At 65.9% G+C, this 14,158-nt stretch carries 14 protein-coding genes; 3 read left to right on the forward strand and 11 right to left on the reverse strand.

The window, feature by feature from the left end; translation table 11 throughout:
* Positions 1 to 39: 39 nt before the first annotated feature.
* A complete protein-coding gene (locus tag CXQ92_RS10850; RefSeq protein WP_104167741.1) occupies positions 40 to 1,374 on the reverse strand; it encodes an alpha/beta fold hydrolase in 1,335 nt (444 codons plus the stop codon).
* Between the two features lie 101 nt (positions 1,375 to 1,475).
* On the opposite strand from CXQ92_RS10850, the gene CXQ92_RS10855 reads away from it, so the two are divergent.
* The 3 genes from CXQ92_RS10855 (at position 1,476) to CXQ92_RS10860 (ending at position 3,709) form a co-directional block, all read left to right on the forward strand.
* A complete protein-coding gene (locus tag CXQ92_RS10855; protein WP_104167742.1) occupies positions 1,476 to 2,429 on the forward strand; it encodes a helix-turn-helix domain-containing protein in 954 nt (317 codons plus the stop codon).
* Positions 2,430 to 3,137: 708 nt separating this feature from the next.
* Positions 3,138 to 3,281, forward strand: a complete 144-nt coding sequence (locus CXQ92_RS18170; RefSeq protein WP_181033625.1) for a hypothetical protein — start codon at positions 3,138 to 3,140, stop codon at positions 3,279 to 3,281.
* An 8-nt stretch (positions 3,282 to 3,289) separates the two neighbouring features.
* Positions 3,290 to 3,709, forward strand: coding sequence for a DUF2256 and DUF3253 domain-containing protein (locus CXQ92_RS10860; RefSeq protein ID WP_258069860.1), 420 nt, complete (start codon positions 3,290 to 3,292; stop codon positions 3,707 to 3,709).
* 39 nt (positions 3,710 to 3,748) lie between these two features.
* Here CXQ92_RS10860 and CXQ92_RS10865 read toward each other — a convergent pair whose 3' ends face one another.
* From CXQ92_RS10865 to CXQ92_RS10910, 10 genes are all read right to left on the reverse strand, one after another.
* A complete protein-coding gene (locus CXQ92_RS10865) occupies positions 3,749 to 4,585 on the reverse strand; it encodes a carbohydrate ABC transporter permease (RefSeq protein ID WP_104167744.1) in 837 nt (278 codons plus the stop codon).
* Entirely contained in the window at positions 4,579 to 5,553 is a 975-nt protein-coding gene (locus CXQ92_RS10870; protein WP_258069861.1) for a carbohydrate ABC transporter permease, read from the reverse strand. Before CXQ92_RS10870 ends, CXQ92_RS10865 begins: the two co-directional genes overlap by 7 nt.
* Before the next feature lie 6 nt (positions 5,554 to 5,559).
* Positions 5,560 to 6,876 (reverse strand): ABC transporter substrate-binding protein, encoded by a 1,317-nt coding sequence (locus tag CXQ92_RS10875; RefSeq protein WP_104167745.1) that lies wholly within the window; start codon positions 6,874 to 6,876, stop codon positions 5,560 to 5,562.
* A 143-nt stretch (positions 6,877 to 7,019) separates the two neighbouring features.
* Positions 7,020 to 8,129: a LacI family DNA-binding transcriptional regulator gene (locus tag CXQ92_RS10880; RefSeq protein WP_104167746.1), complete on the reverse strand. Its 1,110-nt coding sequence runs from the start codon at positions 8,127 to 8,129 to the stop codon at positions 7,020 to 7,022.
* A gap of 6 nt (positions 8,130 to 8,135) precedes the next feature.
* Positions 8,136 to 9,050, reverse strand: coding sequence for a PfkB family carbohydrate kinase (locus tag CXQ92_RS10885; RefSeq protein ID WP_104167747.1), 915 nt, complete (start codon positions 9,048 to 9,050; stop codon positions 8,136 to 8,138).
* A 73-nt stretch (positions 9,051 to 9,123) separates the two neighbouring features.
* Positions 9,124 to 10,122 carry an SIS domain-containing protein gene (locus tag CXQ92_RS10890; protein ID WP_104167748.1) on the reverse strand — a complete coding sequence of 333 codons (999 nt, stop codon included), beginning with the start codon at positions 10,120 to 10,122 and terminating at the stop codon, positions 9,124 to 9,126.
* 270 nt (positions 10,123 to 10,392) lie between these two features.
* Positions 10,393 to 11,508, reverse strand: a complete 1,116-nt coding sequence (locus CXQ92_RS10895) for an FAD-binding oxidoreductase (RefSeq protein WP_104167749.1) — start codon at positions 11,506 to 11,508, stop codon at positions 10,393 to 10,395.
* A gap of 33 nt (positions 11,509 to 11,541) precedes the next feature.
* A complete protein-coding gene (locus CXQ92_RS10900; RefSeq protein WP_104167750.1) occupies positions 11,542 to 12,588 on the reverse strand; it encodes a Gfo/Idh/MocA family oxidoreductase in 1,047 nt (348 codons plus the stop codon).
* Positions 12,588 to 13,355 carry an amino acid ABC transporter ATP-binding protein gene (locus CXQ92_RS10905; protein ID WP_104167751.1) on the reverse strand — a complete coding sequence of 256 codons (768 nt, stop codon included), beginning with the start codon at positions 13,353 to 13,355 and terminating at the stop codon, positions 12,588 to 12,590. Before CXQ92_RS10905 ends, CXQ92_RS10900 begins: the two co-directional genes overlap by 1 nt.
* Complete coding sequence (locus tag CXQ92_RS10910) at positions 13,352 to 14,140, reverse strand: amino acid ABC transporter permease (RefSeq protein WP_104167752.1); 789 nt, start codon at positions 14,138 to 14,140, stop codon at positions 13,352 to 13,354. The genes CXQ92_RS10905 and CXQ92_RS10910 overlap by 4 nt, the downstream gene beginning before the upstream one ends.
* Positions 14,141 to 14,158 lie beyond the last annotated feature (18 nt).

The following is a 14,158-nucleotide window of genomic DNA, read 5'->3' on the forward strand; positions in this document are numbered from 1 at the left end:
AACGGTTCTCATCCTTCGTCACTGACCCGAGCATGAAATTCACTGCAGGCCCGCTTCATTCCGTACCGCGGTGACGGCGTCGAGGATGCCCCGGGCGGTCTCGGCGGCGTCCTGGTCGTCGTCGAGCAGGGACCCGTGCGTGGCCCCGTCGACGACGCGGTGCAGGTTGTTGGTCGACAGCGTGGCCAGCGCGTCGTGGGATTCAGTCCATCCGGGTCTGGTGCCACTGCCGGCCGTCAGGACGACCAGGGGCTTGTCCGCAAGGGTCCTCAGGGCCGCGCCCTGCTGCACCGAGGACCCGGCGAGGAGGTATTCGTCCACCGTGCTGCGCAGGTGGTTGCCCGATTCCACACCGAGGAGTGGGCCGATGCCGAGCCGTCCTGCGGCGGCGATCAGTGCGGAGAGACGGTGGGTGGTGTCATTGGGGCGCGCGGGCTCCGCTGTGCTGGGTCCCGGATCCAATGCCGGTGCGGTCGAGTCCACCAGCACCAGTCCGGCGACTTCCCCGGGGTAGCGGGCAGCGAAGGTGAGGGCGTAGAGGCCCCCGAGGGAATGACCGGCCAGCACATACGGTCCGGGCTCGTTTGCGCGCTGCAGCAGCGTGTGGAGGTCGTTGGCGATCTGCGCGCCGTCCTGCGGCACGGTCGCCGGTTCGCTCCAGCCGCGCCCGGCGCGGTCGTAGACGCAGACGCGGGTGTCCTGCGCGACCTTCGGCGCGATCAGGGCGAGGCTCGACGACGTCAGGCCTGCGCCGGGTTCGAGCACCACGGTGGGACTGCCCGAGCCGGTGCAGTCCAGGTAGAGGCGGTGACCGCCGACATCGATTAACCGTCCGTGCCCCGGAGTGGCTCCCGCCGTGGCGGCTCCGCGTACGGTCTCGTACCCGCTCGCCAGTGACGCGATGACGAGCAGCGCGATCACGGGGTAGAGCAGCGCTCGGGCGCTACGGCTGGGCAGCTGCCGACGGATTCTGACGATCATCCAGACACCCAGCACCAGAAGGGCCGGGGGCCACAACCACGCGAGTACTTCCTGCAGCGGGGCGCCGAACACCACCAACAGTAGGCCGCCCAAACCCATGAACAGTGCGGGGCCCAAGGCCCATTTCTGCGGCTGGTCCGTGAACCTCACTGAGAGCACAGCCAGCAGGGCCCACCCCAGTGCGAACCCCAGCAGGATGCCCGCAGTCACGCCGCTCTCCGTCGCAGGGATGAAGGGAGCCGCAGCCAGCAGGAGTGCGGCGACGACCCCGACCATCAGGGCACCGGCCACCAGCCAGCCGATGTGGCCCTTACCCGCGGGATCAGAGCCAGGGGGATAGTCCTGGCCCTTAGGAGCGGCGACTGTCGTTTTCTGCGCCCCGAGGATCATCATGCAGTCATGCTGTCATTCACCGGTAGTGGAAGTGCACGGCAAAAACGCCATGAATGGAAAGGATTCTGTCCACTGGATGTATCCGTCAGTACAGTGACCGTATGCACCGAGTCGTCGCTTTGGCACTGCCGGGTGTCGTTGCTTTTGACCTTGCCACTCCAGCGCAGGTTTTCGGCCACATGGATGAACGGGAACGGTACTCCTTCCGGGTCTGCGCAGCCCAGCCCGGATTGGTGCTCACTACATCCGGGTACTCCATCTTGGCCCCCGATGGCTTGGACGCCCTCCTGTCCGCGGACACAGTCGTGGTTCCCGGATACGAACCGCTCGACGATCCGCCCGCCGAGGTCTGTGAGGCCCTGCGTCAGGCAGCGGCTCGCGGAGCCCGCGTCGTGTCGGTGTGCACAGGCGCCTTCGCTCTCGCGGCCGCCGGCCTCCTGGACGGCAAGCGTGCAACCACCCACTGGAGAAACGCCGAACGCCTTCAGACCCTGTACCCGGGCATCACCGTCGACGCGGACGTCCTCTACATCGACCAAGGCAGCGTCAGCACCAGCGCTGGCGTCGCGGCAGGCATCGACCTATGCCTGCACCTGGTTCGCAAGGACTTCGGAACCGAAGCGGCCAACAGCATCGCGCGACGGATGGTCGTCGCCCCGCACAGGGAAGGGGGTCAGGTCCAGTTCATGGAACGCGTGGTCGCCGCACCCTTGGCCCTTTTCGCCGACACCTGCGCCTGGGCCAGACAGAATCTGACTGAACCGCTCACGGTGGGCGAGATGGCCGCCCATGCCGGCTGGGCTTCCGGGAGCTTCGCCCGGAAATTCACGGCCGAAGCGGGAACGACACCGCTGAGGTGGCTGAACGAGCAACGCATCGCCGAAGCGTGCCGACTCCTGGAGACCACCGACCTGACGGTGCAAGCGATCGCCTCCAGGACCGGTTTGGGAACGACAGCAAATTTCCGGATCCACTTCAGCCGGAAACTCAACACCACACCCTCGAACTACCGCCACCTCTACCAAGGTAGGAATCGGCAGTCCACGCCAGCCTGAGTGGTTGCCATGAGTGTGACCCAGCTGCCAACCGAGACGGCACCACTCATGGCGGAGAAGAGTGCACCTTTGCAGCAGCCGCAGCAGCAGCCGCCGAAGCGTTCTCCCGCAATACTCTTTCTTCTTCGCCGATAATTGATCTTATATCAACTTACGTTGACGCAGCCCCTACTCGGCGCTGTTCGAGCCGATCTGGTCGAACGCTGGGGTGAGCGCGTCGGCCGCCGGCAGGGTGCGCTGTCCCACGGTCGGCAGGCCCTCGCAGATGTAGGTGGATACAGCCATCGTTGTAGACGCAGGCGAGGGTCGCGACGTCATCGGTACGAACGGCTTCTATCCGAACCGCCTCATGGGCGGCAGGGTGCGGTCGTGATTCGCGGTGATCGTCGCCAGAACCCCTCCGAGGGGCACTGTCTGGTCGTTGTCGTCCTCGAGGGCTACGTAGAGGCGGTTGGTGTTGCGGCCGGGGGAGGGCCTAGTCGGTCCGCTCGTCGAGGATGGCGCGCACGGTGTTGGCAGTGGCACCTTGGGCGCGGTTCACGGTCGCGGTGTAACCGAGCCGGCCGTGCTCGCGGAGGTAGCCGGCGTCGAGGGTGATGCGTCGTTGATGGCGTAGCAGCGTCTCCTATGCTTGATGCACCACCGAGCTGCAGTCCTCTCCCACGTCTGCCCGCCGCAGGACCGGCACGGATGGCAGGAAGGACCGCCGTGACCACGGACAGCAGCGCGGACGAGCAGGGCGTGGTGAGCCCGGTGGCCGACGTCGTCGAGCAGGCCTCCGATGCACGCCGCCTGGACATCGCCGTGCGGCTCGGCTTCGCCACCATCCGGACCGAGGTCGGACGCACGTGACGCCGCGGGTGAGACCGCCCGCGCAGGGGCCCGGTCCCGGTGCTTCGACCGAGCCGAAGTTCTGCAGGTCGTGCGGCCGCCGCATGGAGTGGCGGAAGAAGTGGGAGCGGACCTGGGACACGGTGCTCTACTGCAGCGACGCCTGCCGGGCCCGCAAGGTGAAGCCGATCGACGCGGCCCTCGAGGACTGGCTCCTGAGGCGTCTCCGGAGCCTGCCGCGCGGACAGGGCCTCGATCCGGCGGATGCCGCCCGTGCCCTCGACGAGAAGGGCGGGAGTCTTCTGCACGAGCCCGCCCGGAGCGCCGCGCGCCGCCTCGTGAACCGTGGGCTCGCGGAGATGGTGCAGCGCGGCGTCGTCGTCGATCCCTCGACGGCCAAGGGGCCCGTGGCCCTGCGGTCACCTGCTACGAGACATCCGACTCGCTGACCTGCTCGCGACGCAACCTCGGGTCTCCGATTCGATCCCTCATTTTCCGATTCCATCTGCCAGCCCCCGGATGAAGTAGCGTTGACCGGCGATGAACAGCACGACCATGGGCAGTGCGGCCATGACCATGCCCGCGAACACGACGGGGTAGTCCGTGCCGTGCTTGGCCATCAGGTTGGTAAGTCCCACGGGCAACGTCTGGAAGTCCCCGCCGCTGGTGAACACCATGGCGAACAGGTATTCGTTCCACGTGAAGAGGATGTTGAGGATCACGGTCGAGACGATGATCGGCTTGCACATCGGCAGGATGATCTGCCAGAACGCGCGGGCCCGCGACGCGCCGTCGACAGCTGCCGCCTCGTCGATCTGTACGGGGAGGTCCATCATGTACGCGCGGATCAGGAACACGGTGAAGGGGATACGGAACGCGGTATACAGGATCAACAGTGCCCAGAACGTGTTGTAGAGGCCCAGGGCCTGGAACATGCGCACCAGCGGGATGAGAGCCACGGTAGGTGCCAGCATCAGGCCGGCGAGGATGATGATGAGGAACGTGCGACTGAACGGGATCTTGATCCTCGTCAGTCCGTAGGCCGCCCATGCGCCGATGAAGACCGTCGCGATGGTCGAGGTGACGGTGACGAGCACGCTCACCATGAGGTAGTTGCCGACACCCCGGTTCCAGGCGTTCGCGTAGTTCTCCCAGCGCAACTCCAGAGGCAGCGCGAACGGGTTGCCGAACAGTTCGGCGTTGGTCTTGAAGCCGTTGAGGGTCATCCACAGCAGGGGGTAGATGACGACGACGGCGAGGGCGAGCAGGAAGGCCCAGACGAAGGTCGAGCCGATGACTCCTAGTGCGGTGCTGCGTTTCACCATTCCACCCTTCGTTTGCGGGAGATCCAGAGCTGCAGCAGTGCGAGCGACAGGGTGATGAAGAAGATCGCCGTGGCGATCGCGGCGGCGTAGCCGAAATCGTTGCGGACGAATCCGCTGCGGTAGAGCCACGTGCCGAGGACCTGGCTCGAGTTGTTGGGTCCGCCGGTGGTCATGACCATGACCTCGTTGAACACCTGGAAAGCGCCCGAGACCGTGACGATCATCATCAGGCCTGTCATTTCCCGGACCAGGGGGAGGGAGACCGAGAAGAAGCGGCGGACGGGGCCCACTCCGTCGATGGAGGCGGCTTCGTAGAGTTCGGAGGGGATCCGTTGCAGGGCGACGGCGAACAGTAGCGTGCAGTAGCCGAAGCCCTGCCACTGGCTCATGGCGATGATCGCGAAGATCGCCGTGTTCTCCTGGCCGAGCCATGACTGGGTCAGATCTCCCAGTCCGAGGCTCTCGAGGGCTGCGTTGAGGAGCCCCAGTTCCGGTTCGTAGATGAAGTAGAACAGGAGCCCTGCGACGGTCAGCGAGATGGCCGACGGGATGAAGTAGAGGACCCTGAATACCTGCTTCCACCGATCGTGGCGCAGGCCCTCGACGAGGGCTGCGAGAACGAGGGCGCCGCACACCTGGAACAGGATCGAGATCACCGAGTACCAGGCGTTATTGGCCAGGGCGTGCCAGAAGACGGGGTCGGCGAACATCTTCTGGTAGTTCTCAGCGCCGATGAAACTCTGGCTGCCGGTGTAGATATCCCATTCAAGGACGCTGAAGCCGAAGTTCTGCGCGAGGGGGAGGTAGACGAAGACCGCGAGCATCAGCACGGCGGGCAGGACCCAGACGAGTGCGCGCAGCGACGTGACCCTGGAGGTGCCGGGTCGGCGCTTCCTGGAGGGCCGTGTGCGGGACCCCGACGCGGGGGCCGGCAGCACGGGCCCCCGCGTCAGTTCATTGGTGGTCACGATCGGTCACTTGGAGGCTTCGGATGCGGCCTGGACACTGGAGAGGATGTCCTCGGGGGTGCTGTCCCCGCTGATGAGGGCTTCGCCGCCGGCCAGCCATGCGTCGGCGACGTCGGGGACGGTCACGGAGTCGAGCCAGATGACGGTGGAGGATGCGTCATTGACCATTTCGATGCCGTTCACGACGCCCGGGCTCGAGCTGTCAGCGGTGACCGCTCCTACCACTGCGCTGGGCTGGCCGTAGGGGGGTGCGGAGAGCGTCGAGGCGTTCTCCGATTCGGTGACGAACTTCATGAAGTCGGCTGCGAGGGCGGCCCGTTCGGAGCGGGCGTTGATGATGTACCCCTCGGGTGAGCCTTCGATGGCGCCAGGATCGCCCTCGGCGCCTGCCGGGACGGGCAGGGGGAAGATCCCGAAGCCGTCCTTGCTGAGGGGCGTGCCTTCCGCCGCAGACGTGTCGAACTCGAGGATCTCCTGGTAGTACATCGCGGCACGCCCTTCGGCGAGCGCCTGCTGGGCGGTGGTGTACAGGACGCCGTTCGAATCGGCGCCCGAGCCTGTGCACTCCTCCACGAGGGTCGAGAACTGCTCGAGCGACTTGACGTATCCCTCGTCGTCCCAGGTCGCGGTCTCAGGGTCGAAATCGGCCTGCAGCGTATCCTGCGGGACGTTGTAGGCGAACAGTTGCTGCAGGTAGTGCAGTGCCGGCCAGCCGTCCTTGTTCCCGAAGGCGACGGGTTCGTACCCGGCGTCCCGGATGGTGCCACACGCGCTGATGAGCTCGTCGAAACTGGTGGGAGGCTGGATGCCGACCTCGGCGAAGATCTTCTCGTTGTAGCCCATGAACTTGCCGTTGTTGTAGAGCGGCACGGCGTAGTACTTGCCGTCGTACTGGAACGCGCTCAGGGATGCTTCGCCGAAAGTGTCACCCCACTCGGTACCCGGCTCGATGACCGGTGTGAGGTCGGCGGCCAATCCGGCCTCGACGAAGTTCGCTGCCCAGTCACCGGCCCAGGTGAAGTAGATGTCGGGGAGCGCCTGGGACGCGGTGAGCGTCTTCGTCTTGTCCTTGATGCTCTGGTCGGTCTCCTGGATGAGCTCGAACTTCACATCGGGGTGCATCGCCGTGTACTCGGCGGCGAGGTCGGAGAAGTAGCTCTCGAGGGGTTCACCACCGAACTTGGTGAGGATGCTCAGCGTGCCCGAGTATTCGGGCTCGGCCGCGAGGTCCGCGGTCTTCTGCGGAGCTGACGACCCGCAGCCCGTGAGGGTGACGGCCATGGCAGCAACCGCCGCCAATCCGATCTGCCTGACTTTCAGCATCGTTCTCTCTTTCGCTGGTACGGCCAGCTGCAGCGCAGACCCGCCGTTGGATCAGAAGTGGTGCCGGGTATCAATATTGATACCGGTATCAGACGATAGCAAGGAGAGAGGACCCTGCCTAGTCTTTCGCCGAGATTTCTGAGTCAGAGAGGCAGGGCGCGGACGGCGCGGTGCTGCACGGAGTGGCGCTGGACGAGTCGAGCGGGAAGGACGTCGTGGACGACGTCGGAATCGTCGCCCTTGATACGTCCGATGACGATCGCGGCGGCCCTCGCACCGACCTCCTGCATGGGCTGGGCGACCATCGTGAGGGGCGGGTCCATCACCGCTGCCCAGGGCGTGTCGTCGAAGCCCAGGAGCGAGACGTCGTCCGGGTAGCGCAGGCCGCGGGTGCGCAATGCCCGTAGGGTCCCCACCGTCGCGTCCGTCTCGGTGGTGAAGAACGCCGTCGGCGGTTGGGCGAGGGCGAGCATCCCGGAGACGGCCCGAGCCGCCTGGCCCTCGGTCTTCAGCACGTGGGTCACGAGCGAGGTGTCGAACTCGATGCCGGCTTCGAGCAGCGCATCGAGGTATCCGCTGAGTCGTTCACCATCGCTCCATAGGGCTCCGGCGATGACCGAGCGCATGGTCCCCAGATCCTCTGCGGGTTGCACCGTGACCGGCCCCCACACGAAACCGATACGGGTGTGTCCTGCGTCGATCATGGTGGTGACTGCCTCCCTCGCCGCCTCCCGGTTGTTGATGACCACCGAGTCCGCGTCGAACCCGCTCACCAGTCGGTCGATGAGCACGAGCGGGGTGTTCCGCTCCCTGGCGACCAGGAGGTGACTCAGATCGTCACCGGCCGTGGCGGCCGACGCGATGACGAGTCCGTCGACCTGCTTGTCCAGGAGGAGGCCGACGGCGGCCTGTTCCTCGGCCAGCTTCTCGTTGGTGCTGAGTACCAGGAGGTCGTAGCCCTCCCGCTTGGCGGTGTCGGAGAGGCCCCGCAGGACGCCGGCGAAGAACGGATTCGCGATGTCGGCGAGCACGACGCCGAGGGTCTTCGTGACCCCCGTGGTCATGCTGCGCGCGAGCGTGTTCGCCCGGTAGCCGAGGCGCGCGGCCACAGCCAGTACGTGTGCCCTGGTCGGTTCACTCACCGATCCGTAGCCACCGAGGCTGCGCGCCACCGTGGCGCGCCCCACTCCGGCCGCGGCGGCTACTTCGGAGATGGTGGGGGAGGAGGTGGGACGGGGGCGGTCCGACGTCATCGCCGCCTATTTTCCGGCTGGGGACACTCGACGCTGTTCATGATTCGAGTATTCCTCATTGTCGAAGCGTCGTCCGTGCGCGAACGCCCCTTCGACATAGCACTGGAGCGCCGCGTAGCGGGAGCCGTCGGCGAGAGCTTCCCGGATGTCACCCGACGACGGAGGAGTGGCGCGCGACCATCCTGAGCGGAGCAGCGAGAGGGTGAACGCGGCGAGGAAGGCGTCGCCGCAGCCCATCGTGTCCTTGAAGCGCCCGGGATCCGTGCCGGTCGCACTCACCCGGTGGAAGACCGCACCGTCGAACAGTGCAGCGCCGTACGGGCCGCGGGTGGCGAGCACGAGCGGTGAACCATGGGCGGCGATGCGGCGCACCTCGTCCTCGACCTGCGCCTCGTTCATGCCGGCGAAGGACACGAGCGCAAGATCCACGAATGGTGCGACGGCGTCGAGGTAGTCGTCCGTCCGGTGCGCCGGGTCGTCGGAGAAGTCGAAGGAGACGAGCGCACCGGTGGTGCGGAGCGCGGGCAACTCCGGGACGGAGGCCGAGAAGACGCTGGAGTGGATGAGGTCGAAACCGCTCAGGTACACGATGTCGTCGGGCGTGAGGTGGAAGGGGGCACTGGCGGTCACGCCGCCTTCGTTCCAGCTGCGGAAGAACCGCTCCCCGTCGACGACCTCGATATCGGTCGCGCCGTTGGGGCCGTCCCGGAACAGGCAGCGGCGCAGGTCGATGCCGAGGCTGTCGAGAATCCCGTGCATGAAGCGCCCGTGGTCATCGTCCCCGAACACCCCCAGATAGGCGGATTCGACCCCGAGTTGTCGGGAGTAGACGGCGAAATTGACGCAGTTGCCACCGGGATACATGATCCGGCGGTCGATGAACCGGTCGACGATGTTGTCGCCGAAGCCCGCAACTCTCACATCTGCTCTTTTCATGATCGAGCGGCTGCGGGGCCGGTATCGGCCCCGCAACCGGATACGTCTCCCGGGGAACTCAGTACTCGACGACGCGGTAGTAGCGTCGGAGATCGAGCGAGTGCCCCCGGACGGCCTCGAGGTGCTTGCTGAAGCGATGCGTGACCGCGTCGATGACCATCGGGCCGATGAAGGGTCGGAAGCGCTCGCTGACGCCCTCGAGCGCGTAGTCCCTCGTGTCGATGGTGGTGACGTCGTCGCTGTACTTCACTGCGAAGTTCTCGACGCGGTCCATGAGGGGCCGGCTCTGGTCCTCACCCTTGAACAGCAGCAGTGCCGTGTCCTTCTCGATGAGCTCGAGCGATCCATGGAAGAACTCGGCGCCATGCACGCGCGTGGTGCGCAGCCATTGCATTTCTTCGAGCACGCACATGGAGTAGAGGTAGGCGTAGCCCCACAGATTGCCTGCTCCCACGACGAAGTAGTAGTCGGTGTCGGCGTGCTTCCTGGCGAAGGCTTCTGCGATGGGCTCGGCCCGCTCCGCAGCGGCGACGATCGCGTCGGGCAGGTGCGTGAGCTCATCGGCGAATGCCTCGTAGTCGTCGAACTCGCCGCGGCGACTGAGGACCCCCGTGGTGAACAGCAGGAGCTGGACATCGAACCAGGTCTTGGGTGCGGAGATGATCGGGCAGTCGACGGCCCGGGCGAAGGGGCTGTCGTCGTACCCGGTGAAACCGATCGTGTAGGCACCCCGGGACTTGGCGAACTCGATGGCTTCGAGCACGTCCTCGGTGGTGCCGGAGATCGAGGTGAAGACGGCGATGGAGCGCTCACCGAAGGCGGCGTCCTGGGCCAGCATCAGCTCCTTGCCGATTGCCGCACGCACCGGAAGGGTGGAGTGCGCCTGGAAGTAGAGCTCGTAGGGCAGGACAGCCGCGTAGGTGCCGCCGGCGCCGATGAAGTAGATGTTGTCGTAACCACGCTCCTCGATGAACGCTACGGTTTTCTCGATCTCGGGGCGAAGAGCGATCGCGCTCCTGATCTGGGCCTGGGTTTCCTCTTTGTTGAAGCCGAGCAACTCGTTTTCTCCTCCTGCTGGTGGGAACCGCTCTCGTGTACGAGGCGACGACTGATACAAGTTGGTACCGGTATCAATTATGCTCAATCTTCGCCGCGGCAGGAGGAGAAGTCAACGGGTCGGGAGAAATCAGGACGAATGGACCGGCCGGCATCCGATCGACCGGGATCACCGCAATGCTTCTGTCCGTACAGACAGGGCGACCCCCGGGTCGAGGGTGGTGCAGGTCCCTCGACCCGGAGGTCGTCGTCGTGCTCGAAGCAGGTTCTGTCAGTGGAAACGCTCGGGCCGGAACGTCGCGAGCATCGGATGCTTCTGACCGGTCAGGATCTCCTCGGCCAGCAGTTCGCCTGCGATGAGTCCGAGCGTCGCCCCGGAGTGGGTGAAGGCGACGAAGCATCCGGGGACTTCCTGCAGCTCGCCGAAGACGGGTTCACCGTCACCCGGGATCGGCTTGCGCCCCAGCTTCCACGAGGCAGCCTTGAGCGCCGGTTCCCCCTGGAGCAGCACGGAGGCTTCGTCCGCGAGTTGCTGCACCACGGATTCCGGGATGCTGTAGGTGCCATCCGCGTTCTCGGTGATGCTCTCTTCGTACCAGTCATGGTCCAGCGCCAGGGTGTTCCCGGGATTCGGTCGGAGCGCCGCGCGGGGGGTGTTCATGACGGGTCGCACTTCCTGGGCTACCGGTTCGGTGAGGACGAGCATCGACACCGGTGAGGCGTCGGCGATCTCCACCCCGAGTTCCTTGACCACGGCAGGGGTCTGCGGACCGCAGGCCACCACGACCGCGTCGGCGTGGTACTGCTCGCCCTGCGCGGTCGTCACTCCGGTGGCTCGTCCGTCCGCGACCTGGACGGAGGTCCTGCCTGCGTGGGTGACCAGTTCGCCCCCGCGGTGCTTGAACTCGTCCATGAGGAATTCGATCAGGTGCGGCAGGCTGACCCATCCCTCGCCCGGGTTGAAGATGGCCGTGCCGGGGACGGATGCGGGATTGATACCCGTGGTGTAGTCGCCGACCGTTTCGGGGGTGACCAGTCTCGAATCGTAACCATGCGCCTTCTCGTAGGAGTGCCGGTCCTTGGTGGTGTCGTCCTCACCGTCGGCGGCCCAATGGAGGCCGCCGTCGAAGTGGAGCCACTCCCGGCTCGGGTCTGCAGCGAAGAGCGTGCGGTACCGATCGATGCCGGCCACGCGCAGCTCGTGGTAGGGGGTGGTGCGTTCGCCTGCGGAGTTCAACCAGGACAGGGACCGCCCGGAGGCGCCGCTGGCCAGTTCGGCTTCGGTCACGAGGACGACAGACGCACCACCGCGCAGCAGGTGGACGGCGGCGGAGACGCCGAGGATGCCGCCGCCGATGACGGCCACGCGGGAGGGGGAGGAGGTCATGGATTGCTCTCTTTCTGGGGAGGGGTCGGCCGGTCAGCCGGCGCCATGGATTTTCTCGATGATCCGCAGGACCTCGACCGATTGGGCGGGATCGACCGGGGGCGGTGTCCCGTCCCGCAGCGCTGCGGCCAGCAGGGCGTAGAACGCGGGGTAGCGGCCGCGCTCGGCAGGTATGGGCACCGTCCCGCCGTCCACACCGAGCAGGCCCCACCTGTTCTCGGGCTCCACGCCGTACTTCTCATCGGTGGGGAGCATTCCGGCTGCCAGGGCCGCTTCCTGCCCGTCCAGCCCCCACTTGGTGTATCCGGCGGTGGATCCCAGGACATGGAACCGGGCTCCGACCTGTGCTGCCAGACCGTTCATCCACAGCCGCGATCGAACTCCTGACCGGTGCTGCAGCGACACGAAGCTGTCCTGGTCGGCGCCGCTGCCGGGGGTGTGTAGGGCGGTCTCGCCGTAGGTCTCGGAAACGGGACCGAAGAGTTCGATGGCCTGGTCGATGAGGTGTGCTCCGAGGTCGTGGAGGATCCCCCCGCCCTCGACGACGGTGACCTCGTCCCGCCAGTTGCCGAAACCTTCGGGCATCCACCACTCGAACCGGGATTCGAAGGAGCGGACCTGTCCCAGGGCGCCTTCATCGAGCAGTCTCCTGAGTGTCAGGTAGTCGGCGTCCCATCGACGGTTCTGGAACACGGTGAGCATCACCCCGGCCTCGGCGGCGCGCCCGATGAGGATCTCGCCCTCCGCGCTCGTGGGTACGAAGGGTTTGTCCGCGACGACGTTGAGCCCGCGGGCGAAGGCTTCGTTCGCCAATTCCACATGAGTGCCGGGAGGTGTCCCCAGGACGACGAGATCCAGTTCCAGTTCCCCTGAATCGAGAGCGGCGAAAAGTTCCTCTGCCGTACCGATGATCCGGGCCCCGGGATAGGAGTGTGCGGCGAGGCCGGCCCGTGCGGGGTTCGCGGTCACGATCACGTCCAGTGAGTAGCCCGGGTCCGCCTCGATGAGCGGGGCGTGGAAGACCTTGCCGGATACGCCGAACCCGAGGACGGCGGTGCGTAGGAGGCCGGCATCGCGCATCAGAGGACCTCCGACAGGAATCGTTGGAGGCGCTCGCTCCGGGGGTTGTCGAAGAGGTCGGCGGGTTTGCCGGCTTCGATGACTTCACCCTCGTCCATGAAGACCACCTGGTCGGCGACCCTGCGGGCGAAACCCATCTCATGGGTGACGACGGCCATCGTCATCCCGCGCTCGCAGAGACCGGCCATGAGGGTCAGGACGCCCTTGACGAGTTCCGGGTCCAGTGCGGAGGTGGCTTCGTCGAAGAGCATGACTTCCGGTTCCATCGCCAGGGCCCGGGCGATGGCGACGCGTTGCTGCTGGCCTCCGGAAAGGTCCCGGGGACGGTGGTCGGCGCGTTCGGCGAGGCCGACCTCGGCGAGCCGGCGTCGGGCGCGTTCCCTGGCTTCCGCTTTCGGCATGCCCTTGACGCTCCAGAGGGCGAGGGCGACGTTCTCGAGTGCGGTGTGGTCAGGGAAGAGATTGAAGTGCTGGAAGACCATGCCGATGCGGCTGCGGAGGACGTCCGGTCTGAGGTTCAGTGCGCTCTCTCCATCGAGGAGCACGTCACCGCCGGCGGGTTCGTGGAGGCGGTTGATGCCGCGGAGCAGGGTCGACTTCCCCGAGCCGGAAGGCCCGATGATGCAGGTCGTGGTTCCCGGGGCGATCGTCAGGCTCACACCGCGCAGGACCTTGATGTCGCCGAAGGCCATCGTCAGGTCCCGGACTTCCAGGCTGGACCCTCTGAAGGTGAGGAGATCGGCGGAGGTGTTGGTGGAGGTGCTCATGTGTTGCTCCCTGTGATGTGCGGTGTGACCGCATCGAGTTCTTTGACTTCGTTCAGCCCGCTGCTGGGGGCTGTGGGGCGGCGCCGTCCGCTGCGGAACCGGGCATCGAAGTAGTTGACCAGGTGGGTCAGGGGGACAGTGATGATCAGGTAGAAAACTCCCGCCATCACCAGGGGGGAGAGGTTTCCTGTCAGGACCGCTGCGTCCTGGCCGACGCGGAAGAGTTCACGTTCGGAGACCAGGAGGCCCAGGAAGTAGACCAGGGAGGAGTCCTTCACGATCGCGATGAACTGGTTCACCAGGGCTGGGAGGACCCGTCGCACGCCTTGGGGGATGACGACCAGCGCCATGGCTTTGCCGTAACCCATACCGAGGGCCCGGCAGGCTTCCAGTTGCCCCTTCTCGACGCTCTGGATACCGGCTCGGAAGATCTCTCCGATGTAGGCGCTGGCGATGAGGCTGAGGGCGATGATGCCCAGGGGATACGGCGAAGGCCCGAAGATCTCCTGGCTCATCCGGGCGAAACCCTGACCGATGAGCAGGATCGTCAGGATGGCGGGTAGCCCCCGGAACAGGTCCGTGTAGATCCGGGCCGGGATCCGGAGCCAGCGTGATGTCGATATACCCATCACGGCGACCACCATTCCCAGCACCACCCCGATGACCGTCGCTGCGGCGGAGATGATCAACGTGTTGACCAGGCCGACCCCCAGCAGCTGCGGCAGGACGGCGAGCATCGCGTCGAAGTCGAGAAATGTCTTGGTCAGATTGTCCAGGAAGTCCATGTCAAGCTCTCAGTGTCT

Source organism: Arthrobacter sp. SX1312 (assembly GCF_002929295.1).
Lineage (GTDB): Bacteria > Actinomycetota > Actinomycetes > Actinomycetales > Micrococcaceae > Arthrobacter_D.